The organism is Escherichia sp. E2562 (genome assembly GCF_005781075.1).
Classification (GTDB): domain Bacteria; phylum Pseudomonadota; class Gammaproteobacteria; order Enterobacterales; family Enterobacteriaceae; genus Escherichia.
The window spans coordinates 1-22,726 of record NZ_VATM01000002.1 but is presented as its reverse complement, the minus strand read 5'-3'; the positions used below and the strand labels follow the sequence as shown (position 1 = coordinate 22,726).

The window sequence follows — 22,726 nt, the reverse complement described above, 5'->3', positions numbered from 1 at the left end:
CTTAACGGGCGGGCAAAATCATGGCAGAGAAAAAAAGAATCCGCTGGCAGCGACGGCCAGGCACGACGGGCGGTAAATTACCGTGGAATGACTGGCGCAATGCCACGACCTGGCGTAAAGCGACGCAATTATTACTGTTGGCAATCAATATTTATATTGCCGTCACCTTTTGGTACTGGGTGCGCTATTACGAAACGGCAGGTAATACGGCATTTGTCGCCAGACCGGGGGGCATTGAAGGTTGGCTGCCGATTGCTGGTCTGATGAATCTGAAATACAGCCTTGCAACAAGTCAGTTACCTTCCGTGCACGCCGCCGCGATGCTGTTATTGGTCGCTTTTATCATTATCAGCTTACTGCTGAAAAAAGCCTTTTGTTCGTGGCTATGCCCTGTTGGTACGCTCTCTGAATTAATTGGCGATCTCGGAAAAAAACTGTTTGGTCGACAATTCGCCCCTCCCCGCTGGCTGGATATTCCTCTACGCGCGGTGAAATATTTGCTATTAAGCTTTTTTCTTTATATCGCGTTATTCATGCCCGCCCAGGCGATTCACTATTTTATGCTATCGCCTTATAGCGTGGTGATGGACGTTAAAATGCTCGATTTCTTTCGCCATATGGGGAAAGCGACATTAATCAGCGTGACGGTTTTGCTGATTGCCAGCCTGTTTATTCGCCATGCCTGGTGTCGTTATCTCTGCCCATATGGTGCGCTGATGGGACTGGTTTCGCTATTATCGCCGTTTAAGATTCGTCGCAATGCCGAAAGCTGTATCGACTGCGGTAAATGTGCGAAAAATTGCCCATCACGGATCCCAGTCGATAAATTAATTCAGGTCAGAACGGTGGAATGTACCGGTTGTATGACCTGCGTGGAGTCATGCCCGGTGGCCTCAACATTGACCTTTTCGCTGCAAAAACCTGCGGCAAATAAAAAGGTCTTTGCCTTGTCTGGCTGGCTCATGGCACTACTGGTATTGGGAATTATGTTCGCGGTGATTGCTTATGCGATGTATGCGGGAGTATGGCAGAGCCCGGTGCCAGAGGAGTTGTACCGACGCTTAATTCCACAAGCGCCAATGATTGGTCACTAAATTAGCAACAAGCGGAACATCACCTCGCACGGGGTGATGTTCACAAAATCACATTATTTTGATTTTGACATCATAACTTTCAAGCCCGGTCATTTTCTCCCGCGCGGTGAAGCGAATTTCAGAGACTTCTTTCCCTGTGTTCTTGTTAAATTCGGCGATTTTTTGCGCGATAAAATCTGAGATTTCCGTTTCGGCTTGTTTTTTTAGCTCTTCAATATTCACTGTTAACCTCTTCTGGTCTTAAAAGACAGCAACACGCCAGTAAGGTGTTGGTTCCCGGTACCTGGTCAGGTAAGAAATGTTATAAGCCATCTCCCTGAAAGATTCAATAATCAACAGGTTATCGCTTATTATACATACAGACTTGAGGAAAAATAAGCCAGATATAAAAAAGGCTCCACGAGGGAGCCTGATATTATTTGGTGAAATCCAGTGGTGTCTGGTCAGTGCGTATTTGCAATGCGATGTTATCAAAGGTGATCATCATCGATTTACAGAAAATACACTTTGCACCTAAAGGGTTTCGCTCCGTCACATCGAATGCCGATGTGCGGTACTGTGAACCATGACAACATGGACAGCGGAAATGGAGATGCTGAGTAATAGCGGCAACCTTAGAGCGTAACAACGTTCGCTGCCGAGGGACCACGTTGCCCCTGCTCAATAGAAAATTCGACTTTCTGATTTTCGTTCAGCGTGCGGAATTCATTGCTCTGGATGGCGGTGAAATGGACGAAAACGTCCTTGCTGCCATCATCAGGAGTGATAAAGCCGAAACCTTTATCTGCGTTAAACCATTTTACTAAACCAGTCATTTTATTAGACATATTATTACTTCCTTCATTTTGGGCCTTTCGGCAAACAGGGCTTTAATACAGAAACTACTTAGTGTTCAGGAGAGAGACTCAAAAGAAGGGGATAATGCCTGATAATGAGAACTGCTTTAGTAAACTACTTTGTATGATGTCTGTCTTTCAAACCGACGCAGCTATTAACGCATGATAAATAATATTAAGCAAACTTTATTTTGGCCGTCCAGCGGTCTTAAATAAAACTGGCTTTATTTTATTTAGACCGTATAGTGCAGCGCAGATTTATCAGTAAGGAATTTGTTTGTCCCGTAAAATGACAGGAATTGTCAAAACCTTTGATCGCAAAAGCGGCAAAGGATTCATCATCCCCTCCGACGGTCGTAAAGAAGTCCAGGTCCATATTTCCGCATTCACCCCCCGCGACGCAGAAGTGCTCACCCCAGGGTTACGCGTGGAATTTTGCCGCGTCAATGGCCTGCGTGGCCCCTCAGCGGCAAATGTTTATTTGTCCTGATGGAGAGTGCATGCCGGAATGCGTGCTTCATTCACGATTTGCGTAAAACCAGCCAACGAACACATGCCCTGCGCATTTCGTTCTTCACATCCTGCCAGTGTCAGTTTCACCTCTCCGGGCGGCGTATTTAATGATAGCGGCGTTTTGTCACGCATCTGCTGTAGGGTCTGGAATACCAGCGATACCTGAATCCACTGGCTGTTATCACTAAGTCGCCGCCAACGTTCAAAAACCAGTTCGCCCCCCGGTGGGGTATTATCCGGCTGGCCTGGTAGCGTCCAGTTAAGCTCTAGCGCGCCCCCCAGATTCGCCAGATTAGTGTCGTGTCCGGCAATAAATAGCAGCGAAGTGGGTAATGTCACGCCATAAACCTGTTGTTGCGTGTTATTTGGCGTCAGCGCCGTCAGCACTAAATCCAGCAACGGCGTGGCGCGACTACGGGCAACCTCTGGTGTCCGTTGCAGCAAATAAAACTGCGCGTTATGCAGACTTAGCAAGGTGTTCCACTGGTGTGAATCAGTAATTCGCCCCCAGCCAGGCTCCGGCATTCCCTGTGCCTGTTGCAGGAGAAATATCTCCGTCAGCATTGAAGCCAGACTTGCCGCACCGGTCAGAGATACATTGTCATCCCTCACTTTGAGTTCGGACGGCAATGCCTGAGTCAGCGTACAACTTTCGTCCTGATTGTCTCGTTTAAGGCACAGATTTGATTGCTGGAAATTGAGAACCTGCTCCAGTTCGCGAAATGCGGTTTGCCGATGCTCGGTAAACTCCGCTATCGATCCCCCTGCTCTACTGAGAATAGTCTCGGTAACGTTGGTCTTATCCAGTTGGCAAACGCCAGTTTTAAGGGGATTAAACAAGGGATCGGGCCGGGAAGTATCTGGCTGGGTATGGACTGTAATCGTACAGTTGGGTGCCAGCCCGGCAGCAAAGGCTTCACCTGTTTTACGCGTACGTTCATCGACATCCGCAATAATCGCAACCTGATCAGGTTTCGGGCAGCCATTTTTTGCCAGTAAACCGTCAGCAACCAGGCGTTGGCGTTGATAATGTCCAAGATAAGTGACCAGTTCGCCGCCACGCGGGGTCAACCAGCCCAATTTCACCGGCCACTCAGGCCATGTGTCTGGAGTGACATCCTGCATGAGTGGCGTGGCTTTGGTGGGCGCACGCACGCCATGACGGCTGACAATCACCACCCGCTCCAGCTTCAGTTCCGGCTCACTCTGAGCGAATGCAGGTGGCGAGGTTAACGGAATCAGAAGAGATAAAAATGGGATCAAAATCGCTTTCATCGATATGTTTCCGTTTTTCATATCCGACATGACTGCCTGATGCGACGCGTCGTATCAGGCCTAAGTTCGTTGTGCGCCCAGTCATCCCTTCAGGCGCGGATCCAGCCATACCAACACGACGGTAGAAAGCGAACACATCAACAAAATGCCGACGAACCACAATAGATACCACATTGTTCATGCTCCTTAGTACAGCTCATGATCGTGACGGCGCAGAGTTTCAGTCGTCATACGACCCCACATTTTGTAGTAGCTCCATAGAGTGTAGAGCAACACTATTGGCAAAAATATCAGTACAATTACTAACATAATGATAAGTGTCAGTTGGCTGGAGGTACTGTCCCACACGGTCAGGCTGGATATCGGACTGATACTCGAAGGCATAACAAAGGGAAATAACGTAACGCCAGCGGTGAAAATCACACCAAATTGCATCAATGACGCCATCAGAAATCCCCAACCGGGGCGACCACGATAAATTGCCATCGCTGTCAGTAACGGGCAGAAGAAGCCGAGCAGTGGGAAGATCCACAAGACTGGCGATTCGATGAAGTTATTCATCCAGGTGCCTGGCAGTACCGTCACCATTTTCATCAGTGGATTGGACGGACCGTTGACATCCTGAGCGAGTAACACAAAGCCATCAATACCGACCCACAGCCAGTATCCCGCCAGCAGGAAGCAGAGCATCACCAGCAGCGCGGCGCGTTTGGTCGCCAGTTGTGAACGCAGATGAATAGCGCCAACGGTTTTCAGCTGCAACCAGACGCCCCCTTGCAAAATCACCATCCCCAGACTGAGCAAGCCGCACAGCAAAGGGAATGGCGTCAGCAACTGCCAGAAGCTACCGAGATACTCCACGCGTAATTGTGGTGTGAAGCTAAACGGCACGCCAAGTAACAAGTTACCAAACGCAATACCAAAGACCACAGGCGGGACCAGACTACCAATGACCAGACCGGCATCCCACATTTTGCGCCAGCGGGCATCCGCTATTTTGCCGCGATAATCAAAAGCTAACGGGCGGAAGAACAGCGAGCACAGCACCAGGATCATCGCCACATAAAAGCCAGAAAACGCCGCTGCGTAGACTCTGGGCCAGGCGGCAAATAATGCCCCACCTGCGAGGATCAGCCAGACCTGGTTACCCTCCCAGTGAGCGCCAACGCTGTTGATCACTATCCGGCGTTCATCATCGTCACGCGCCACCAGTGGCAGCAGACAACCGATCCCCATATCAAATCCGTCGGTGACCATAAAGACCACCAGGATGACGCCCATCAGCAGCCACCAGATGAACCGTAATGTTTCATAATCAAACATAACTCTCTCCTTTACCCCTGTTGCTGCGCTGGTTGTTCACTCTGCATCGCACTCGGCCCCAGGCGGGCATATTTCTGCATCAGGTAGACTTCGGCGATTAAGAACAGGGTGTAAAGTCCTACGATCATGATCAGAGAGAAGGCCAGTTGGCCCGTGGTTAATGCAGAGTGCGCGGAGTATGTCGGTAAGATGTCCTGAATCGCCCACGGCTGACGACCAAACTCGGTCATAAACCACCCGGCTTCAATGGCAATCCACGGCAGTGGCAAACTCCAGAGCGCCATTTTCAGCACCCAGCGATGTTGATCGATTTTGCCGCGCAGCGTCTGGACAAGCGCAATCAGCATCACCAGTAACAGCAGCGAACCGCAGCCAACCATGATGCGGAAACTCCAGAATACCGGCGCAACTTGCGGGATTGCGCCACGCATCGCAGCCTGGTACTGCGCAGCAGTGACATGATTCATATCCGGTGCATAACGAGAGAGCAGCATGCCGTAACCGAGATCGCCTTCTAACTCGCGAAACGCCTGTAATACATGCGGCTCGCGGTTGCCCTGCGATATCTCCTGCATTAACAGCCAGGCTATGCGTCCGCGTTGCAGCCGTGGGTAGGTTTCGGCCATCAAATTTTTCAGCCCGGGAACAGGTTTATCCAATGAATGAGTGGCGAGGATCCCTAACAGGGCCGGGATTTTAATGGCAAAAGCGTTGCGTTCTTGATCCTGTTCCGGCCAGGCAACGAGATGGAACGGCGCGGGTGCAGGTTCAGTTTGCCACTCCCCTTCCATTGCCGCCAGTTTTACCGGCTGTACTCGTGCGACTTCATATGCAGAGCTGTCTCCGAGTTGCAGCGCGCCGATTATCGCCAGGGTCCCGAAGACAGAACCGATGGCAAACGAGCGGAGTGCAACGTCGCGCTCCCGCCCACGCAGCAAATACCACGCGCTGATCGCCATAATGAACATCGCCCCGGTCACATAACCTGCCATCACCGTGTGCACAAATTTCACCTGGCTGACAGGGTTAAAGACCAGATCGCTGAAGCTGGTCATCTCCATACGCAGGGTATCGATATCGAAATGCGCCCCGGTCGGGAACTGCATCCAGCCATTGGCATTCAAGATCCACAATGCGGAGATATTTGAACCGAATGCCACCAGCCAGGTGACCAACAGGTGTTGATATTTGTTCAGGCGTTGCCAGCCGAAGAAGAACAGACCAACAAAAGTGGATTCGAGGAAGAAGGCCATTAATGCTTCCATCGCCAGCGGTGCGCCGAAAATGTCGCCCACATAGTTGGAATAGAATGACCAGTTAGTACCAAACTGAAACTCCATCGTCAGGCCGGTGGCCACGCCGAGAGCAAAGTTGATACCGAAGAGCTTACCCCAGAAACGCGTCATATCGCGGTAGATTGTTTTGCCGGTAACCACGTAAATAGTTTCCATGATGGCCAGCAAAAAAATCAGCCCCAGGGTAAGGGGCACAAATAAAAAGTGATACAGCGCGGTCAGCGCAAACTGCCAGCGCGATAAGTCAATAACATCCCACATGCTAACTCCTGTAGGCGAAGAGAGGGTAATAACCCTTTAATAGTAGATCCCTCTTTTTATCCTTACAGTTTGTAGGTAGTTGTATTCGCTAATTGCGATATTCACAGGACCGAAAGCGATATTTGCCACCGTTTTTACTGTTGTGCGCTTTCCTCCAGCCACTGACAAACCTCGCCGAGACGCTGCGCAGAGTCCGCCAGATCTTCCGGCGCAGCCAGCACAACTTCGGGTATCGGGCAGATTTCATAACTCTCAAGCAGGGGGCCTTTTAAGGTGTCCATACAGCGTAAATGCCAGACATGGCGTAATCCCGTAGCATTGATATAGCTCTCGCCGTAGCCAATGGTCCGAATCTGAATATTTCCCGGTCCGCAAAGACGCGACAGAAAAAGCCGATCAGCCTCGCTGATGGGTAGCTGCGTCAGATTAATACTGTGCGGCTGCGCGTCGGGGTTTCGTACATGCGCCAGCAACTCATGGGCCAGCGGTAAGCCATTCATCAGGCCATTGATGGGGGGCGGTAATAGCGAATCTGTCGGCAGCGCGTTTTGCGTTGCCGCCTGCCACAACGCCAGCGGCGCGCAGCCAGCCTCCAGTGTGTCCTCCAGCAACTGTTCGCCGCGACGTCTGCGTACACGCCATAATCCACAGAATATCGCCTCCTGAATTTCACTTTCACTGCCGTCAGCGTGCTGGATGCGCACTGATACTTCCCCTTCCCCAAGCAGCGTATTGATGAAATGACGATCGTCGGCGTTGAGATTTAACAGATCGACTGCCAGCACCTCGCCCAACGGCAGCTGACGTTCGCTTAGTTGATGTTGCAACTCGTTTAACAGCGCCATCACCTGCGGGCTGTGAGCACATTGCTCCAGTGCCGCCATACTTGGTTCATCATTCACCTGACAGGTAATCGGCAGTGGATTCATACTGAAACTGTCGTCGCCAGGTTGTGTTCCCGGTCCCAGCAGATGGAAGAAAGTGTCGCTCATGAGGCTCGCTCCTGTTGCGGTTCGACAAGCCCACGCATCAGGTTTATCAGCTCCGCCCACGGGTGGATGCCGTTCAACACGCCGCGATAGCTACCGCCGGTAAACACCAGGGTGGCGGGAAAGCGAAAAACACCAAAGCGATCGCCAATGACTTCGCTTTGCTCAAGATCGGCAATCGCCACCTTCCACACATAGTCTGGAAACTCGCGCAGTAGCTCGCCGATCATTACCGGATTGTCGCTGACTTCAGGCGTCCGTTTTGGGTCACAGCTTAACAACACCACGCCGTCTGGCGCTTGCGTAAGCCAGTCATCAAGACAGGATTCACTAACCTGCGTCCAGCCGCGCGCCAGCATTCGTTGCCACAACGCATCAAATGGCGTGTCGTTGCTCATCCCTGCTCCTCCAGCGTCATCCGGTACTGGCGCAAGCGAACGCCTTCGTAATTTTCCATCGACAGACAGTCATAATTGAGACAACGAGACTCCTCAGTCGGTTGCGGTACAACTCCCCACTCAGCCAGCTGTACCAGCGCCGCCTGTTCCGCAGCGGGCAGTTGCTCTCGCGCCAGTTCGCTCAGGCTGCCGCCGTAGTCGTCGAGCATCGCGGGTTGCAGGCCGACGAGGGCAATATGTGCTGGCAGATGTCCGCGGATATCTGCCAGCGCCAGCACTTCGGAGAAACTGTTCTGGTGCAGGCTCATTTTCTTCGCGCTGAGATAGGCCGGAATACGTTCTCCGACATAGGTTCGTAGCGTTCCTGGCTCCAGCCCATAATCAATGGCATCGAGAATCAACAAGTGGCTGGCGCTTTCGACATAGCCCAGCAAGTTCAGCCCCTGAGTGCCGCCATCAACAATCTCCACTTCCTCGGGCCAGTGATAATGGGCATACAGCCGTTCTGCCACCCGCACGCCGAAGCCTTCATCGGCCCACAGCAGGTTACCCAGCCCCATTACCACCACGCGTTGCTCGCTCATGAACGCTCCTTGTTGCTTTTGACTTTAAAAAATTTGTGGCTGCGGTAGCCATTCACCATAGTGGAGATCACCGTGTCATCAGACATGATGTCTTCACGCAGCGCCATATACACATGACCGATCACAAACGCGCCAATCAGCCACATCCCCAGCCGATGCCAGCTGTGAATGTCCATTGAGTTGCCGCCCGTCCAGTAGAAAAATTCCACCACGTAACGGAACGGTGTGAAGATGGCATACTGACTATGTTCGCTGAACAGCGCAAAACCGGTGACGATCATAAAAACGGACATCAGGAAATAGCCGAACATCGCGGCCTGGGCGATGGGATTATGACCAATATCAGCACTCGGGCGTTTTGCCAGAAACAGATACCAGCGGATTTCATACCACACGCCCAACCACCAGCGTTTACGCCACACCGGCACGATGAACAGCTCGCGTGAGTAGCGATTACCGACAAATGCCCAGTAGATCCGCATCAGTAATATCACGGTAAAAATCATCCCAGCACTGAAGTGAATTAACCGGATGTACCCCATGTAGAACAGATAAGTCGCCTCGCCGCTGACCGAAGGCAGCGGTTTACCAATAAAGTAGCCAGTAACCATCAACACTGCCATGCACAGCACCGTCAGCCAGTGCCAGATCCGCACGGGCGCTTCAAAGACATAGTGGCTGACAACGTTGTCGCTTTTCTGTTGCATGATGATTCTCCTTCGCTGTTAACGCACCTGCACGGAGATAAGCTCGCTGCCATCGTCGCCTAGCACGTGAGTTGAACAGGCGAGGCACGGGTCGAAGCTGTGCAAAGTACGCAGGATTTCCAGCGGCTGTTCAGGAATAGCCATTTTGGTGTTCATCAGCGCCGCTTCATACGCACCAATTTGCCCTTTGGGATCGCGCGGGCTGGCGTTCCAGGTGGTCGGCACCACGCACTGATAGAGATCAATCTTGCCATCGCGAATGGCGGCCCAGTGACCTAACGCCCCGCGCGGCGCTTCGGTAAAACCGACGCCCCGGCACTCTTTCGGCCAGGTAGCAGGCTCCCATTTTTCAGTGGAGGCGGTGGCGAGGTTGCCGTTTTTCAGGTTGGTCATCAGCTTGTCAAAGAAGTATTGCAACTTACCTGCGGCCCACTGCGCTTCGTGCGCGCGGCACAAAATGCGGCCCAACGTTGACTGGATGCCATAAAGCGGCAGGTTCAGTGCCGACATCATGCGATCGACAGACTCAACGGTTGCCGCATCGCCTTTGTGGTAAGCGATCAACGTGCGCGCCAGCGGCCCCACTTCCATCGCATGACCGCGCCAGCGTGGCGCTTTGATCCACGAGTAGCGTTCCTGTTCATTCAGTTGCTGAATGTTAGTATCACTGCCTTTGACATCGCCGGGGTTGTACCACGGATCGGTAATACCATCGAAGGGATGACGTCCAACCCGATCGTCGGGATAACGATACCAGGCGTGATCGACAAACTCCTGCACCTGCTGCGGATCCACTAAATCTACTGGCAGCACGTTTTTGAAGTCGCCGTTAATTACTGCGCCGCCAGGCATCAGCAGACTTTTTTCGCCAAAGTCGTTGGCGATATCGGGGAACGCACCGTAGCTGAGGACGCATTGATCCGAAAGGCCCGTGCCGATTTCGCTCCACGGTTTGTTGAACTGGCCGATGGCTAAAGCGTCGGGGATCATCACGTTATTAATGAAGTCCGCCGTACGGGTGATAATCGACTGCACCAGGTTCAGGCGTTCCATATTGACCGCGCCGACCGCGCCGCTTTCGTCAATGTTAATTGCGCATGGCATCCCGCCGACAATCCAGTTTGGATGAGGGTTTTTACCGCCAAAGACCGCGTGGATTTTGACAATTTCACGCTGAAAATCGAGAGCTTCGAGATAGTGGGCAAAGCCCATCAGGTTGGCTTCTGGCGGCAGTTTATATTGCGGATGGCCCCAGTAGCCGTTACGGAAGATCCCCAACTGCCCGCCTTCAACAAATTTCTTCAGTCGGTTTTGTACGTCGAAGAAATAGCCAGGGGACGATTTCGGCCACGAAGAGAGGCTTTGCGCCAGTTCGGAGGTTTTCCGCGGATCGGCTTTCAACGCATCTAACACATCGATCCAGTCCATCCCGGCGAGCTGATAGAAATGCACCAGGTGATCGTGGCACCAGAGCGTTGCCAGCATAATATTGCGGATGATATTGGCGTTGTCCGGCACTTTAATACCGATGGCATCTTCGATGGCGTAAACCGAAGCCAGAGCGTGTACGCCGGTACAGACGCCGCAGATACGTTCAACGAACGCCCACGCATCGCGCGGATCGCGCCCTTGCAGGATGATCTCCAGCCCGCGAAACATAGTGCCGCAGGAGACGGCATTGGTTATCACATTCTGATCGTTGATATTTACTTCGCAGCGCATATGGCCTTCGATGCGCGTGATTGGATCAACCACCAGGCGACGTCCGGCATTGTTGATGGTGTATCCCTGAGTTTCGTACTGAGTGCTCATGCCTGTTTATCCTCGTTGCCCGGCTGTTGTTCTGCTTCTGCAAGTTGCTGGTTATGACGTCTGCGCTGGTCAACGGCGCTGGCGACTGCATGTACGCCAACCGCCGCAGCCACCACGCCAAGCGCGGTTAAACCGACGGTATCGGCGGTGGAGTGAGTCCCCATTTGCGGAATATCGACCACGCGGCTGTAGAACGAGCCGCGATCCCAGAAGCCATTTTCAGAACAGCCAAGACAACCGTGACCAGACTGAATCGGGAAGGAAACGCCATCGTTCCAGCGGGTAGAGGAGCAGGCGTTATACGTAGTTGGCCCTTTGCAGCCCATTTTGTACAGGCAGTAACCTTTACGCGCCGCGTCATCATCCCAACTCTGCACAAACTCTCCGGCGTCGAAGTGGGCGCGGCGATAGCATTTATCGTGAATACGCTGACCATAGAACATCAGCGGACGCCCCATTCTGTCGACATCCGGCAGGCGATCGAACGTCACCATGTAAGTAATGATGGCGCTCATCACATCCGGGATCGGCGGGCAGCCTGGCACTTTGATAATAGGTTTGTCGGTGATGACTTTGTCGATAGGCGTTGCCTGCGTCGGATTGGGCCGCGCGGCCTGCACGCAGCCCCATGAAGCGCAGGTTCCCCATGCGATAATCGCACTGGCTCCTGCAGCGGCACGTTTGAGTTTTTCAATAAACGGCCTACCGCTGCTGATACAGAACATCCCCTGCTCGCCCAGTGGCGGATTGCCCTCTACCGCAAGGATATATTTGCCATTGTATTGTGTGATGATGTCTTCAAAGACTTCTTCCGCCTGAGTTCCGGCAGCAGCCATCAGAGTATCGTCGTAGTCGAGAGAAATAAGGGAAAGAATGACATCCTTCGCCAGTGGGTGAGCGGAGCGGATAAAAGATTCGGTACAGCAGGTGCATTCCAGACCGTGGATCCACACCACCGGAATGCGCGGTTTATTTTCCAGCGCCCAGGCAATCTTTGGTGCCATTCCCGCGCCTAATCCCAGCGAGGTTGCAGCCAGACTGCAATATTTGAGAAAGCTGCGCCGGGTGACCCCCTGACGCCGCATGGCCTGGTAAAATGTCTCCTCGTTATTCATATCGCACGTCTCTTCTCCTTGCGACACCAGCAGGACGCCGGGCGCATATGGTCGGCAAGCGACGTCCCTGTAGCAAGGCAAACCATCGTTTTACGTGAGAGGCTGAAAACGAAAGCTCATCCTTCTGCACTGGCGCACGTCGCCAGAAAGTATTGTTAATAAAGCGTAGTGAAACTTTTGCACAAAACAATACAAACTGTGTGGATTTGTCTTTTAGCGATAAAAATGGGCCTTATTTTCCTTAAGGTTTGGCGCAGAACGATTACGAGCTCATTTTTATGGCGACAGAATACCCAAATTGCTGTTATTTCACGCAATCAACGCGCATTTGTCTGTTTTTCAAGCAAACAAACAAATTGGGGGTTTACACGACGCATCGGGATGTTTATAGTTCGCGTCATTCCGGAAGTGTGGCCGAGCGGTTGAAGGCACCGGTCTTGAAAACCGGCGACCCGAAAGGGTTCCAGAGTTCGAATCTCTGCGCTTCCGCCAAATAAGATAAGGGGTTAGCTAAATGCTAACCCCTTTTTCTTTTGCCTGTCAAAATGCTATACCACACTCAGTGGCTTAACCATCCTCTGCTAAACCTGTTCCAGATCAAATGCGTAAAGATGGGTAAAACCTCTGGGTAGCTTTCGGCATTATCATTATGCTGCTTCATTAATTACATCTGTCATAGAGAGTGACTCAATGGATCGTATTGTTAGTTCTTCACATGACCGTACATCGCTGCTTAGCACCCATAAGGTGCTGCGTAATACCTATTTTCTCCTGAGCCTGACACTGGCCTTTTCGGCGATTACCGCGACGGCCAGTACGGTTCTGATGCTGCCATCTCCGGGGCTGATTCTGACGCTGGTGGGTATGTATGGTTTGATGTTCCTGACCTATAAAACGGCGAATAAGCCGACCGGGATTATCTCCGCGTTCGCGTTTGCCGGTTTTCTGGGTTATATCCTCGGGCCAATTCTGAACACCTATCTGTCTGCCGGAATGGGTGACGTAATTGCCATGGCGTTGGGCGGTACGGCATTAGTGTTCTTCTGCTGCTCTGCGTATGTGCTGACCACTCGCAAAGATATGTCGTTCCTCGGCGGTATGCTGATGGCAGGTATTGTTGTTGTCCTGATCGGGATGGTAGCGAATATCTTCCTGCAACTGCCTGCTCTGCATCTGGCGATCAGCGCGGTGTTCATTCTGATCTCCTCTGGCGCAATTCTGTTTGAAACCAGCAACATCATCCACGGCGGTGAAACAAACTACATTCGTGCCACTGTGAGCCTGTATGTGTCGCTGTATAACATCTTCGTTAGCCTGTTGAGCATTCTGGGCTTCGCCAGCCGCGATTAATCTCGCCCGCTATCTCTTTCTGAGCCTCGCTTTATGCGGGGCTTTGTTTTTTGTTACACTGCCGTCAGTCTGACTAAGGTAGTAAATAATTATGCTGATCTTCGAAGGTAAAGAGATAGAAACCGATACCGAAGGCTATCTCAAAGAGAGTAGCCAGTGGAGCGAACCACTGGCGGTGGTCATTGCAGAGAACGAAGGTATTACACTGTCGCCAGAACACTGGGAGGTGGTGCGTTTTGTACGTGACTTCTACCTGGAATTTAATACCTCTCCGGCAATTCGTATGCTGGTTAAAGCGATGGCGAATAAATTTGGTGAAGAGAAAGGCAACAGCCGCTATCTGTACCGACTGTTCCCGAAAGGCCCGGCAAAGCAAGCCACCAAAATTGCTGGCCTGCCTAAACCGGTGAAATGCATTTAACGAATACGAAAATCCGTTAACTCCCCGGAGGGATGATGCGGCTCGCTAAGCACCCGCTCCACACGCGCTGAACGCGGGCCGCCGCTTTTTAACCACTGCATTAATTTTTCCACCTGCCCTTCTTCACCGCAGGCAACGACTTCCACGCTGCCATCGTCAAGATTTTTGGCGTAACCGGTTAATCCCAATCTTTTCGCTTCGTACTGGGTGGTATAGCGAAATCCTACCCCCTGAACCCGGCCGTATACCCAGGCAATTATGCAGACTTTCGACATGACTGCTCCCCTTATCCTTAATGGACGCGTTGCAAATCCATGGAAAACTCCGGACAATGGCGCCCATTTCTTTGCATCGACAGAATAGTTAATTATGAGTGTACGTTTAGTGTTAGCCAAAGGGCGCGAAAAATCATTACTTCGTCGCCATCCGTGGGTCTTTTCCGGCGCCGTTGCCCGAATGGAAGGTAAAGCCAGCCTCGGAGAAACCATCGATATTGTTGATCATCAGGGAAAATGGTTAGCACGCGGCGCTTATTCGCCAGCATCGCAAATCCGTGCGCGCGTCTGGACGTTTGACCCGTCAGAATCCATCGACATTGCCTTTTTTACTCGCCGTTTACAACAGGCGCAAAAGTGGCGCGACTGGCTGGCGAAAAAAGATGGCCTCGACAGCTATCGTTTAATTGCTGGCGAATCTGATGGCCTGCCTGGCATTACTATCGACCGCTTCGGCAATTTTCTGGTGCTGCAACTGCTGAGTGCTGGCGCAGAGTATCAGCGCGCGGCATTAATTAGCGCCCTGCAAACGCTCTATCCGGAGTGCACAATTTACGACCGCAGCGACGTCGCTGTACGTAAAAAAGAAGGTATGGAACTGACCCAGGGCCCCGTTACCGGCGAGCTGCCGCCTGCCCTGCTGCCGATTGAAGAACACGGTATGAAGCTGCTGGTGGACATTCAACACGGCCACAAAACGGGCTACTACCTGGACCAGCGTGACAGCCGCCTGGCTACCCGCCGCTACGTTGAAAATAAACGCGTACTCAACTGTTTCTCCTATACCGGTGGTTTCGCCGTCTCGGCATTAATGGGTGGATGCAGCCAGGTAGTCAGTGTTGATACTTCGCAGGAAGTCCTGGATATCGCGCGGCAGAACGTTGAGCTGAACAAGCTGGATCTGAGCAAGGCTGAGTTTGTCCGTGATGACGTCTTTAAATTGCTGCGTACCTATCGCGATCGCGGTGAAAAATTTGACGTTATCGTGATGGACCCGCCGAAGTTTGTTGAGAATAAAAGCCAGTTGATGGGCGCATGCCGTGGCTATAAAGACATCAACATGCTGGCCATTCAGCTGTTGAATGAAGGCGGAGTTCTCCTGACTTTCTCATGTTCTGGCCTGATGACCAGCGATTTATTTCAGAAAATCATCGCTGACGCCGCAATTGATGCCGGTCGTGATGTACAATTTATAGAGCAGTTCCGTCAGGCCGCCGATCACCCGGTGATCGCTACCTACCCGGAAGGGCTATATCTGAAAGGGTTTGCCTGTCGCGTCATGTAACTTGAAAAGTGAAATTTTGCCCATATATCAAAGGTAAAGATTTCCCGGGAGGTGACTATGATTGCCAGCAAATTCGGTATCGGCCAGCAGGTCCGCCATTCCCTGTTAGGTTATCTCGGAGTGGTCGTGGATATCGACCCGGTTTACTCGCTCTCTGAACCGTCGCCTGATGAGCTGGCGGTGAATGACGAGCTTCGCGCCGCTCCGTGGTATCACGTGGTGATGGAGGATGACAACGGCCTACCGGTTCATACCTACCTGGCTGAAGCCCAGCTAAGTAGCGAATTGCAGGATGAACATCCAGAGCAACCGTCAATGGATGAGCTAGCGCAGACTATCCGCAAACAACTCCAGGCGCCGCGTCTGCGTAACTAATCCTCATAAACATGCCCGGAAGGTTTTCGCCTTCCGGGTATTTTTTATTTCGCCAGGCCCAGACGAGGGATCTCAATCGCCGGGCAGCGATCCATCACCACGTTTAGCCCTGCATCACGCGCCAGCACTGCCGCCTGTTCATTTATAACACCCAGTTGCATCCATAAGGTTTTCGCACCAATAGCGATCGCCTCCTGCGCCACGCCCCATGCTGCTTCTGAATTACGGAAAACATCGACCATATCCACTTTTTCCGGAACCTCCGCCAGCGTGCCGTAACCTTGCTGGCCTAACAGCGTTTTACCGGCGACCTTTGGGGAGACGGGAATAACGTGATAGCCCTGATCGAGCAGATACTTCATTACGCGATAACTTGGACGATCGGGTTTGTCACTTGCTCCCACCAGCGCAATGGTACGAGTGGACGTTAAAATACCTGCAATATCGGTTTCTTTCATCATTTCCTCCAGACTATTTACCAAAGTGTACGACAATCCCGACATGCCAACCATGTAGCTACTACGAATGTATGAGAGCAAAAGCAGAAAACATGTCTATATGTTAGTAAGTATGATTAAAGAAAAATTTTGATACATTATTAGTCGGGCGGTCTTTGGACAGGAGCTACCTATGAAAACCGGCATTATGACCACCTTGATTGCACTGTGTTTGCCGGTATCCGTTTTTGCCACCACACTGCGGCTATCCAGCGATGTTGATCTCCTGATACTCGACGGCAAAAAGGTTTCCAGTTCTCTGCTTCGCGGTGCTGATAGCATCGAACTGGATAATGGACCACATCAGTTAGTGTTTCGCGTTGAAAAGACAATCCATCTTTCCAGTAACGAAGAACGACTTTATATCTCCCCGCCGCTGGTCGTTAGCTTTAATACCCAGCTCATTAGTCAGGTGAATTTTCGTCTCCCTCGCCTGGAGAATGAACGAGAAGCGAACCATTTTGACGCAGCGCCGAACCTTGAATTGTTAGATGGCGATGCGACGCCGATTCCGGTGAAACTGGATATTCTCGCCATTACCTCTGCCGGGAAAACAATCGATTATGAGCTGGAAGTCGAACGCTATAACAAATCCGCAAAACGCGCTTCGCTACCGCAATTTGCCACTATGATGGCGGACGACAGTACACTGCTCTCCGGCGTTTCGGAACTGGATGCGATTCCTCCGCAGTCACAGGTGCTCACTGAACAACGGCTGAAGTATTGGTTTAAACTGGCTGACCCACAAACGCGTAATAACTTTCTGCAATGGGCGGAAAAACAACCTTCTTCCTGAGATTTTTGTGCCTGTGCGCAGGCTTTTTCAGTCTTTATCTTGCAGCGATAAGTGCTTACAGTAGTCTGTAGGAAAGTTAACTACGGATGTAAATTATGGAACTGACAACTCGCACAATGGCGGCGCGTAAACATATTGCGCTGGTGGCACATGATCACTGCAAGCAAATGCTCATGAGCTGGGTGGAACGGCATCAGCCGCTTCTGGAGCAGCACGAACTTTATGCAACGGGCACCACGGGTAACTTAATTTCCCGCGCGACAGGAATGAACGTCAACGCGATGCTGAGCGGCCCGATGGGCGGCGATCAGCAGGTTGGCGCATTGATCTCAGAAGGGAAAATTGATGTGCTGATTTTCTTCTGGGACCCGCTGAATGCTGTACCACACGACCCCGACGTGAAAGCGTTGCTGCGTCTGGCGACGGTGTGGAACATTCCGGTCGCCACCAACGTGGCAACGGCTGATTTCATCATCCAGTCACCACATTTCAACGACGCTGTAGATATTCTGATCCCGGATTATCAGCGTTATCTCGCAGAACGCCTGAAGTAAGTTCGCACAGGCGGCACTCGCCGCCTGTTTCTTACGGTTTCCTTGCTACCGGTACATCCAGTTTTTTCAGGTCGTCCACAAAGGGAGAAGGATTCTCTTTGCTGAACAGTACCCAAACCCGATGCCGTGCGCGAGTGAGCGCAACGTACATTAATCGCCGTTCTTCGGCGTCCGGATAGTCCTCTACTGGCGGCAGTAGCGCCTCTTCCATAATGGACTCACGCGCCACAGCCGGGAAGCCATCACTCCCCTCCTGCAAACCAACGATGATGACGTAGTCGGCCTGTTGCCCTTTGCTGGCATGAATGGTCATAAAGTCGATTTGCAGCTTCGGCCAGCGCGTCGTGGCTTTATCCAGAGTAACGGGCTTCAGATGATGGTAACGCGCTAGTACCAGAATGCGCTCTTCGGGTTTGACATAACCAGATAGCTTGTCCAGTAAAGCGTCAAGCTGACTCTCATCCAACAAGGTGACGGCTTTTTTGTCACCATTCGTTAAGCTATTCAGCGGTTTTTTCAACTGATTAGGGTTCTGCTGAATAAAACGGTTTGCCACCTCTCCGATACGGCTATTGAAACGGTAAGTCGTGTCTAAATCACAGCGATCGCCTTCACCGAAGTTTTCATGGAAGGCCGTGGTGAGCGACATTTGCGCGCCGCTGAAGCGGTAAATAGCCTGCCAGTCATCGCCAACGGCAAACAACGTTGTCTGACTATTTTGTTTACGCAATGCTGCCAGCAAGGCCGCTCGCTGTGGGGAGATGTCCTGGAATTCATCAACCAGAATATGTTTCCACGGGCTGATAAACCGCCCTTTCTCAAGGATAGCAATCGCCTGATGAATCAGACCTGAAAAATCGACAGCGTTTTCCGCTTTCAGCGCACCTTTCCAGGCTTTCAGCAACGGTGCCATCAATTTGATTCGTTTACTGAACAGTTCCCGAATCTCTTCTGGCGCACTGGCAATCATTTCAGCCTGCGCGCCGCCGTGCATCCGCATCAGACTGACCCAGCGATCGAGGCGAGATGCGAGACGACGCTGCAATTTTTCATCATCCCAGAAGTTGCCTTCTGGCACTGACCACTGCAGTTCTTCCATCAACCATTGTCGCCAGCCCTTCGCCTGTGCTTTCTTTTCACTACACTGCTTACGCCACTCAGCAATAAAGAGTTCATGGCGGGCTGCGGTGTCATTTTCCAGGTTGCTGACTGTCGGTACTTTTTTGCTACCTTGCTGAATAATATGCAGGGCCAGAGAATGAAACGTGCGCGCGGTAATCTCTTCGGTATGCAGCCGTTCGCGGATCCGCTCGTCCATCTCTTCCGCCGCTTTTCGGCCAAACGCCAGCAATAAAATTTGCTCGGGTAATGCTTCACCACGCGCCAGTAACCAGCCAGCGCGCGCCACCAGCACAGACGTTTTTCCGCTTCCTGCGCCAGCCAGCACTAACAGGGAATGCTCACCATTAACCACCGCCCGGGCCTGCGCCGGATTAAGCGGTGAAGACTCAACCTGACGGAAAAAATCCGCATGTTCGTTAAGCATGGTTTCGGTATACGCCTGATTATGCTGCAACCGACTGCCTTCAATATCTTTCAGCCAGGCCTGACATTTGCGCCACGCCTCACGACAGTTATCAAATTCCTCCAGGCGATTAACCGGTAATGGCAACGCTGATAAAGCCTGACGAATTTGTTGCTGTACCCCAGTGGTTTGCTCCCGCGTCAGCCATTTATTTTCTCCAGTGCGAGCAGCAATAAGATCCAGTTGTTGCTGCAATACGCCAGCGGCAATTTCGCTCATTTCCTCGCTCCAGCGCCGCCAGTGAGCATCAAGATGATGGTGAAAACGCTGCGTCTCTGCCCATTCAGTGCCATGCAGACGCACGACTTTTTCATCAGGCAATACAAATTCCAGCTCACCCCATACCAAACCACGTTTGCAGTGAATAGCCAGTAATTGATTGAAAGGAATAAGGTATTCGTGGCGATCGCCGGAAACTTTTATCCCGGCATTGAGGATCACCGCCCGATCGTAAGGGTGCTGTGCCAGACGTTTGCCAAGAGTTGTCGCTTTCAGTTCCATGTCTCTGTAGATCCACACGATGTCATTTCTTATCAGTGTAACCGCCAGAGAAAACGTGCTCCAGCCCAAAAAAACGTTACAATTGCCGCCCATTACTGAAAACCACAGTAAAGCGAGGTTTTATGCGTACCGTTTTGAACATTCTGAACTTTGTGCTTGGCGGATTCGCCACCACTCTTGGCTGGCTGTTAGCGACCCTGGTCAGTATTGTGCTGATTTTCACCTTACCGCTGACACGGTCCTGCTGGGAGATAACCAAACTGTCTCTGCTGCCTTATGGCAATGAAGCTATTCATGTCGATGAACTAAACCCGGCAGGCAAAAATGTGCTGCTTAACACTGGCGGTACGGTGCTGAATATTTTCTGGCTGATTTTCTTCGGCTGGTGGCTATGTCTGATGCATATCGCAACAGGTATCGCGCAATGCATTTCCATCATTGGTATTCCGGTTGGTATTGCGAACTTTAAAATTGCCGCTATTGCTCTGTGGCCGGTCGGACGCCGCGTGGTATCGGTAGAAACAGCTCAAGCTGCGCGTGAAGCCAATGCACGTCGCCGTTTCCAATAATCCAACATTATGGCCTTTATGCTAAGTCCTTTGCTCAAACGCTATACCTGGAACAGCACCTGGCTGTATTACGCGCGCATTTTTATCGCACTTTGCGGCACCACTGCGTTTCCGTGGTGGCTGGGTGATGTAAAACTTACGATTCCGCTGACTCTCGGAATGGTGGCGGCAGCACTGACCGATCTCGACGACCGACTGGCGGGACGTCTGCGTAATCTCATTATTACGCTGTTCTGTTTTTTTATTGCCTCGGCTTCAGTAGAGCTGTTATTTCCGTGGCCCTGGCTGTTCGCCATTGGTTTAACGCTCTCCACCAGCGGCTTCATTTTGCTCGGCGGTCTGGGTCAACGCTATGCGACCATCGCTTTCGGTGCATTGCTGATTGCCATTTACACGATGCTGGGAACCTCCCTGTATGAGCACTGGTATCAGCAGCCTATCTATCTGCTTGCTGGTGCGGTTTGGTACAACATCCTGACGCTTATTGGTCATTTGCTGTTCCCTGTCCGCCCGTTGCAGGACAACCTGGCTCGTTGTTATGAACAACTGGCGCGGTATCTGGAACTCAAGTCACGTATGTTTGATCCTGATATTGAGGATGAAAGCCAGGCACCGCTGTATGATTTGGCGCTCGCCAACGGGCAACTTATGGTGACGCTGAACCAGACGAAAATCTCGTTGCTGACCCGCTTACGCGGCGACCGCGGTCAGCGGGGAACGCGTCGTACACTACATTACTATTTTGTAGCGCAGGATATCCACGAGCGGGCAAGTTCTTCACATATTCAGTATCAAACGCTGCGAGAACATTTTCGCCACAGCGATGTGCTGTTCCGCTTCCAGCGCCTGATGTCGATGCAGGGACAAGCTTGCCAACAATTGTCACGCTGTATTTTGCTGCGTCAGCCTTATCAGCACGATCCACATTTTGAACGCGCTTTTACGCATATTGACGCCGCACTTGAGCGGATGCGCGAAAATGGTGCGCCCGCCGATCTGCTAAAAATACTGGGATTCCTGCTGAACAATTTACGTGCCATAGATGCCCAACTGGCGACTATTGAATCAGAACAAGCCCAGGCGCTGCCCCCCAATGCAGACGAAAATGAACTCGCCGACGACAGCCCTCGCGGGTTTAGCGATATCTGGCTGCGTCTTAAACGTAACTTAACGCCGGAGTCTGCACTATTTCGCCATGCAGTGAGAATGTCGCTGGTATTGTGTGTTGGTTACGCCATCATTCAGATAACCGGAATGCATCACGGGTATTGGATCTTGCTGACAAGTCTGTTTGTCTGCCAGCCAAACTATAACGCCACGCGCCACCGTCTGAAGTTAAGGATTATTGGTACGTTGGTGGGTATTGCGATTGGTATTCCTGTGCTGTGGTTTGTTCCGTCACTGGAAGGACAACTGGTGCTGCTGGTGATTACCGGCGTGCTCTTTTTTGCCTTCCGTAACGTGCAATACGCTCATGCCACGATGTTCATTACGCTTCTGGTGTTACTGTGCTTCAACTTGCTGGGTGAAGGTTTTGAAGTCGCGCTGCCTCGCGTAATCGATACGCTGATCGGCTGTGCAATAGCATGGGCGGCGGTGAGCTACATCTGGCCCGACTGGCGGTTTCGTAATTTGCCGCGAATGCTTGAACGCGCGACGGATGCTAACTGCCGTTATCTCGATGCCATTCTTGAGCAATATCATCAGGGGCGTGACAACCGTCTGGCGTATCGTATTGCCCGACGCGATGCTCACAACCGTGATGCTGAACTGGCGTCGGTGGTGTCGAATATGTCCAGTGAACCGAACGTCACACCGCAAATTCGCGATGACGCGTTCCGTTTACTGTGCCTTAACCATACTTTTACCAGCTATATTTCTGCCCTCGGCGCACACCGCGAGCAGTTAACCAACCCTGAAATTCTGGCGTTTCTTGATGACGCAGTTTGCTATGTTGATGACGCGCTACATCATCAACCTGCCGATGAAGAACGCGTCAATCAGGCATTAGCTGGCCTGAAACAGCGGATGCAACAACTTGAACCGCGGGCAGACAGCAAAGAACCTCTGGTCGTACAGCAAATCGGGTTACTGATTGCATTACTGCCAGAAATTGGCCGTCTGCAACGCCGGATTACTCAAGTTCCTCAGGAAACTCCTGTTTCGGTGTAATAGAATCTGCCCATTCTGCAAGCTCCTGGCGGCGTGCCACCGGGAGCGCAGCTTCATGAATACCGATAATTGCGCCTTCAAGCATGAACAGAATCTTTTCTGTCACCAGGCTGTTATGCTGCCGTATGTAGTGGTCAACAAAAA

General features: G+C 51.8%; 27 protein-coding genes, 1 tRNA gene and 1 pseudogene. 11 read left to right on the top strand and 18 right to left on the bottom strand.

Features of this window, described 5'->3' with window-relative positions:
- Positions 1–20 precede the first annotated feature (20 nt).
- Entirely contained in the window at positions 21–1,094 is a 1,074-nt protein-coding gene (locus tag FEK43_RS01850) for a 4Fe-4S binding protein (RefSeq protein ID WP_135406342.1), read from the top strand.
- Between the two features lie 48 nt (positions 1,095–1,142).
- Here FEK43_RS01850 and FEK43_RS01845 read toward each other — a convergent pair whose 3' ends face one another.
- From FEK43_RS01845 to cspG, 4 genes and pseudogenes are all read right to left on the bottom strand, one after another.
- Entirely contained in the window at positions 1,143–1,316 is a 174-nt protein-coding gene (locus FEK43_RS01845) for an addiction module toxin, GnsA/GnsB family (protein WP_130205410.1), read from the bottom strand.
- Positions 1,306–1,541: pseudogene (locus tag FEK43_RS01840) on the bottom strand (cold-shock protein). The gene FEK43_RS01845 and the pseudogene FEK43_RS01840 overlap by 11 nt, the downstream one beginning before the upstream one ends.
- On the bottom strand, positions 1,510–1,698 hold the full coding sequence (locus FEK43_RS01835; RefSeq protein ID WP_130205730.1) for a cold-shock protein: 189 nt from the start codon (positions 1,696–1,698) through the stop codon (positions 1,510–1,512). The pseudogene FEK43_RS01840 and the gene FEK43_RS01835 overlap by 32 nt, the downstream one beginning before the upstream one ends.
- A 10-nt stretch (positions 1,699–1,708) precedes the next feature.
- Positions 1,709–1,921, bottom strand: coding sequence for a cold shock protein CspG (gene cspG / locus FEK43_RS01830; protein ID WP_000066493.1), 213 nt, complete (start codon positions 1,919–1,921; stop codon positions 1,709–1,711).
- 286 nt (positions 1,922–2,207) lie between these two features.
- On the opposite strand from cspG, the gene cspH reads away from it, so the two are divergent.
- Positions 2,208–2,420 carry a cold shock-like protein CspH gene (gene cspH, locus FEK43_RS01825; RefSeq protein WP_130205408.1) on the top strand — a complete coding sequence of 71 codons (213 nt, stop codon included), beginning with the start codon at positions 2,208–2,210 and terminating at the stop codon, positions 2,418–2,420.
- On the opposite strand, the gene FEK43_RS01820 is transcribed toward cspH, so the two are convergent.
- The 10 genes from FEK43_RS01820 to hyaA form a co-directional block, all read right to left on the bottom strand.
- Entirely contained in the window at positions 2,408–3,718 is a 1,311-nt protein-coding gene (locus tag FEK43_RS01820) for an AppA family phytase/histidine-type acid phosphatase (RefSeq protein ID WP_135406340.1), read from the bottom strand. The genes cspH and FEK43_RS01820 overlap by 13 nt on opposite strands.
- Before the next feature lie 81 nt (positions 3,719–3,799).
- Positions 3,800–3,892: a cytochrome bd-II oxidase subunit CbdX gene (gene cbdX, locus FEK43_RS01815; protein ID WP_032161491.1), complete on the bottom strand. Its 93-nt coding sequence runs from the start codon at positions 3,890–3,892 to the stop codon at positions 3,800–3,802.
- 12 nt (positions 3,893–3,904) lie between these two features.
- Complete coding sequence (gene appB / locus FEK43_RS01810; protein WP_135406339.1) at positions 3,905–5,041, bottom strand: cytochrome d ubiquinol oxidase subunit II; 1,137 nt, start codon at positions 5,039–5,041, stop codon at positions 3,905–3,907.
- A gap of 11 nt (positions 5,042–5,052) precedes the next feature.
- A complete protein-coding gene (appC, locus tag FEK43_RS01805; protein WP_131162308.1) occupies positions 5,053–6,597 on the bottom strand; it encodes a cytochrome bd-II oxidase subunit 1 in 1,545 nt (514 codons plus the stop codon).
- Between the two features lie 134 nt (positions 6,598–6,731).
- The gene (locus tag FEK43_RS01800; protein ID WP_135406338.1) at positions 6,732–7,589 is read right to left on the bottom strand and encodes a hydrogenase expression/formation protein; all 858 of its coding nucleotides are present in this window, start codon (positions 7,587–7,589) and stop codon (positions 6,732–6,734) included.
- Positions 7,586–7,984 carry a hydrogenase-1 operon protein HyaE gene (hyaE, locus tag FEK43_RS01795; protein WP_135406337.1) on the bottom strand — a complete coding sequence of 133 codons (399 nt, stop codon included), beginning with the start codon at positions 7,982–7,984 and terminating at the stop codon, positions 7,586–7,588. The genes FEK43_RS01800 and hyaE overlap by 4 nt, the downstream gene beginning before the upstream one ends.
- A complete protein-coding gene (hyaD, locus tag FEK43_RS01790) occupies positions 7,981–8,568 on the bottom strand; it encodes a hydrogenase 1 maturation protease (RefSeq protein ID WP_130205395.1) in 588 nt (195 codons plus the stop codon). Before hyaD ends, hyaE begins: the two co-directional genes overlap by 4 nt.
- Positions 8,565–9,275, bottom strand: a complete 711-nt coding sequence (gene hyaC, locus FEK43_RS01785) for a Ni/Fe-hydrogenase b-type cytochrome subunit (RefSeq protein ID WP_130205393.1) — start codon at positions 9,273–9,275, stop codon at positions 8,565–8,567. Before hyaC ends, hyaD begins: the two co-directional genes overlap by 4 nt.
- A gap of 18 nt (positions 9,276–9,293) precedes the next feature.
- On the bottom strand, positions 9,294–11,087 hold the full coding sequence (hyaB, locus tag FEK43_RS01780; protein ID WP_130260792.1) for a Ni/Fe-hydrogenase large subunit: 1,794 nt from the start codon (positions 11,085–11,087) through the stop codon (positions 9,294–9,296).
- Positions 11,084–12,202, bottom strand: a complete 1,119-nt coding sequence (hyaA, locus tag FEK43_RS01775) for a hydrogenase 1 small subunit (protein WP_010344442.1) — start codon at positions 12,200–12,202, stop codon at positions 11,084–11,086. The genes hyaB and hyaA overlap by 4 nt, the downstream gene beginning before the upstream one ends.
- A 404-nt stretch (positions 12,203–12,606) precedes the next feature.
- Here hyaA and FEK43_RS01765 point away from each other — a divergent pair.
- From FEK43_RS01765 to tusE, 3 genes are all read left to right on the top strand, one after another.
- Positions 12,607–12,694: transfer RNA gene (locus FEK43_RS01765), tRNA-Ser, on the top strand.
- Positions 12,695–12,892: 198 nt separating this feature from the next.
- Entirely contained in the window at positions 12,893–13,552 is a 660-nt protein-coding gene (gene yccA, locus FEK43_RS01760) for an FtsH protease modulator YccA (protein ID WP_135406336.1), read from the top strand.
- A gap of 91 nt (positions 13,553–13,643) precedes the next feature.
- Complete coding sequence (gene tusE / locus FEK43_RS01755) at positions 13,644–13,973, top strand: sulfurtransferase TusE (protein ID WP_000904443.1); 330 nt, start codon at positions 13,644–13,646, stop codon at positions 13,971–13,973.
- Here tusE and yccX read toward each other — a convergent pair.
- A complete protein-coding gene (gene yccX / locus FEK43_RS01750; RefSeq protein WP_000048252.1) occupies positions 13,970–14,248 on the bottom strand; it encodes an acylphosphatase in 279 nt (92 codons plus the stop codon). The genes tusE and yccX overlap by 4 nt on opposite strands.
- Positions 14,249–14,342: 94 nt before the next feature.
- On the opposite strand from yccX, the gene rlmI reads away from it, so the two are divergent.
- Positions 14,343–15,533: a 23S rRNA (cytosine(1962)-C(5))-methyltransferase RlmI gene (gene rlmI / locus FEK43_RS01745; protein ID WP_135406335.1), complete on the top strand. Its 1,191-nt coding sequence runs from the start codon at positions 14,343–14,345 to the stop codon at positions 15,531–15,533.
- Between the two features lie 57 nt (positions 15,534–15,590).
- On the top strand, positions 15,591–15,908 hold the full coding sequence (gene hspQ / locus FEK43_RS01740; protein ID WP_001295356.1) for a heat shock protein HspQ: 318 nt from the start codon (positions 15,591–15,593) through the stop codon (positions 15,906–15,908).
- A gap of 44 nt (positions 15,909–15,952) precedes the next feature.
- On the opposite strand, the gene FEK43_RS01735 is transcribed toward hspQ, so the two are convergent.
- Positions 15,953–16,366, bottom strand: coding sequence for a CoA-binding protein (locus FEK43_RS01735; protein WP_064528416.1), 414 nt, complete (start codon positions 16,364–16,366; stop codon positions 15,953–15,955).
- Between the two features lie 172 nt (positions 16,367–16,538).
- Between FEK43_RS01735 and FEK43_RS01730 the strand changes: the two genes are divergently transcribed.
- Both FEK43_RS01730 and mgsA read left to right on the top strand, forming a co-directional pair.
- Positions 16,539–17,201 (top strand): DUF2057 family protein, encoded by a 663-nt coding sequence (locus FEK43_RS01730; RefSeq protein WP_130205387.1) that lies wholly within the window; start codon positions 16,539–16,541, stop codon positions 17,199–17,201.
- 95 nt (positions 17,202–17,296) lie between these two features.
- On the top strand, positions 17,297–17,755 hold the full coding sequence (gene mgsA / locus FEK43_RS01725; protein ID WP_064528411.1) for a methylglyoxal synthase: 459 nt from the start codon (positions 17,297–17,299) through the stop codon (positions 17,753–17,755).
- Positions 17,756–17,786: 31 nt separating this feature from the next.
- On the opposite strand, the gene helD is transcribed toward mgsA, so the two are convergent.
- A complete protein-coding gene (helD, locus tag FEK43_RS01720) occupies positions 17,787–19,841 on the bottom strand; it encodes a DNA helicase IV (protein WP_138158434.1) in 2,055 nt (684 codons plus the stop codon).
- A gap of 122 nt (positions 19,842–19,963) precedes the next feature.
- On the opposite strand from helD, the gene FEK43_RS01715 reads away from it, so the two are divergent.
- The gene (locus tag FEK43_RS01715; protein ID WP_064528407.1) at positions 19,964–20,410 is read left to right on the top strand and encodes a YccF domain-containing protein; all 447 of its coding nucleotides are present in this window, start codon (positions 19,964–19,966) and stop codon (positions 20,408–20,410) included.
- A gap of 9 nt (positions 20,411–20,419) precedes the next feature.
- A complete protein-coding gene (gene yccS / locus FEK43_RS01710) occupies positions 20,420–22,582 on the top strand; it encodes a YccS family putative transporter (protein ID WP_130205383.1) in 2,163 nt (720 codons plus the stop codon).
- On the opposite strand, the gene FEK43_RS01705 is transcribed toward yccS, so the two are convergent.
- Positions 22,545–22,726: TfoX/Sxy family DNA transformation protein (locus tag FEK43_RS01705; protein ID WP_171020813.1), on the bottom strand; the 182-nt coding region annotated here is incomplete at its 5' end. The two genes, yccS and FEK43_RS01705, sit on opposite strands and share 38 nt — an antisense overlap.

Excerpts from the sequence above, each read along its gene's own strand:
- hspQ (WP_001295356.1), top strand. The coding sequence starts at position 15,591 with ATGATTGCCAGCAAATTCGGTATCGGCCAGCAGGTCCGCCATTCCCTG.
- yccS (WP_130205383.1), top strand. The coding sequence starts at position 20,420 with ATGGCCTTTATGCTAAGTCCTTTGCTCAAACGCTATACCTGGAACAGC.
- FEK43_RS01800 (WP_135406338.1), bottom strand. The coding sequence starts at position 7,589 with ATGAGCGACACTTTCTTCCATCTGCTGGGACCGGGAACACAACCTGGC.
- hyaB (WP_130260792.1), bottom strand. The coding sequence starts at position 11,087 with ATGAGCACTCAGTACGAAACTCAGGGATACACCATCAACAATGCCGGA.
- helD (WP_138158434.1), bottom strand. The coding sequence starts at position 19,841 with ATGGAACTGAAAGCGACAACTCTTGGCAAACGTCTGGCACAGCACCCT.
- mgsA (WP_064528411.1), top strand. The coding sequence starts at position 17,297 with ATGGAACTGACAACTCGCACAATGGCGGCGCGTAAACATATTGCGCTG.
- cspG (WP_000066493.1), bottom strand. The coding sequence starts at position 1,921 with ATGTCTAATAAAATGACTGGTTTAGTAAAATGGTTTAACGCAGATAAA.
- yccX (WP_000048252.1), bottom strand. The coding sequence starts at position 14,248 with ATGTCGAAAGTCTGCATAATTGCCTGGGTATACGGCCGGGTTCAGGGG.
- hyaE (WP_135406337.1), bottom strand. The coding sequence starts at position 7,984 with ATGAGCAACGACACGCCATTTGATGCGTTGTGGCAACGAATGCTGGCG.
- hyaD (WP_130205395.1), bottom strand. The coding sequence starts at position 8,568 with ATGAGCGAGCAACGCGTGGTGGTAATGGGGCTGGGTAACCTGCTGTGG.
- FEK43_RS01730 (WP_130205387.1), top strand. The coding sequence starts at position 16,539 with ATGAAAACCGGCATTATGACCACCTTGATTGCACTGTGTTTGCCGGTA.
- FEK43_RS01850 (WP_135406342.1), top strand. The coding sequence starts at position 21 with ATGGCAGAGAAAAAAAGAATCCGCTGGCAGCGACGGCCAGGCACGACG.
- yccA (WP_135406336.1), top strand. The coding sequence starts at position 12,893 with ATGGATCGTATTGTTAGTTCTTCACATGACCGTACATCGCTGCTTAGC.
- hyaC (WP_130205393.1), bottom strand. The coding sequence starts at position 9,275 with ATGCAACAGAAAAGCGACAACGTTGTCAGCCACTATGTCTTTGAAGCG.
- hyaA (WP_010344442.1), bottom strand. The coding sequence starts at position 12,202 with ATGAATAACGAGGAGACATTTTACCAGGCCATGCGGCGTCAGGGGGTC.
- appB (WP_135406339.1), bottom strand. The coding sequence starts at position 5,041 with ATGTTTGATTATGAAACATTACGGTTCATCTGGTGGCTGCTGATGGGC.
- FEK43_RS01715 (WP_064528407.1), top strand. The coding sequence starts at position 19,964 with ATGCGTACCGTTTTGAACATTCTGAACTTTGTGCTTGGCGGATTCGCC.
- cbdX (WP_032161491.1), bottom strand. The coding sequence starts at position 3,892 with ATGTGGTATCTATTGTGGTTCGTCGGCATTTTGTTGATGTGTTCGCTT.
- FEK43_RS01735 (WP_064528416.1), bottom strand. The coding sequence starts at position 16,366 with ATGAAAGAAACCGATATTGCAGGTATTTTAACGTCCACTCGTACCATT.
- rlmI (WP_135406335.1), top strand. The coding sequence starts at position 14,343 with ATGAGTGTACGTTTAGTGTTAGCCAAAGGGCGCGAAAAATCATTACTT.
- FEK43_RS01820 (WP_135406340.1), bottom strand. The coding sequence starts at position 3,718 with ATGAAAGCGATTTTGATCCCATTTTTATCTCTTCTGATTCCGTTAACC.
- tusE (WP_000904443.1), top strand. The coding sequence starts at position 13,644 with ATGCTGATCTTCGAAGGTAAAGAGATAGAAACCGATACCGAAGGCTAT.
- appC (WP_131162308.1), bottom strand. The coding sequence starts at position 6,597 with ATGTGGGATGTTATTGACTTATCGCGCTGGCAGTTTGCGCTGACCGCG.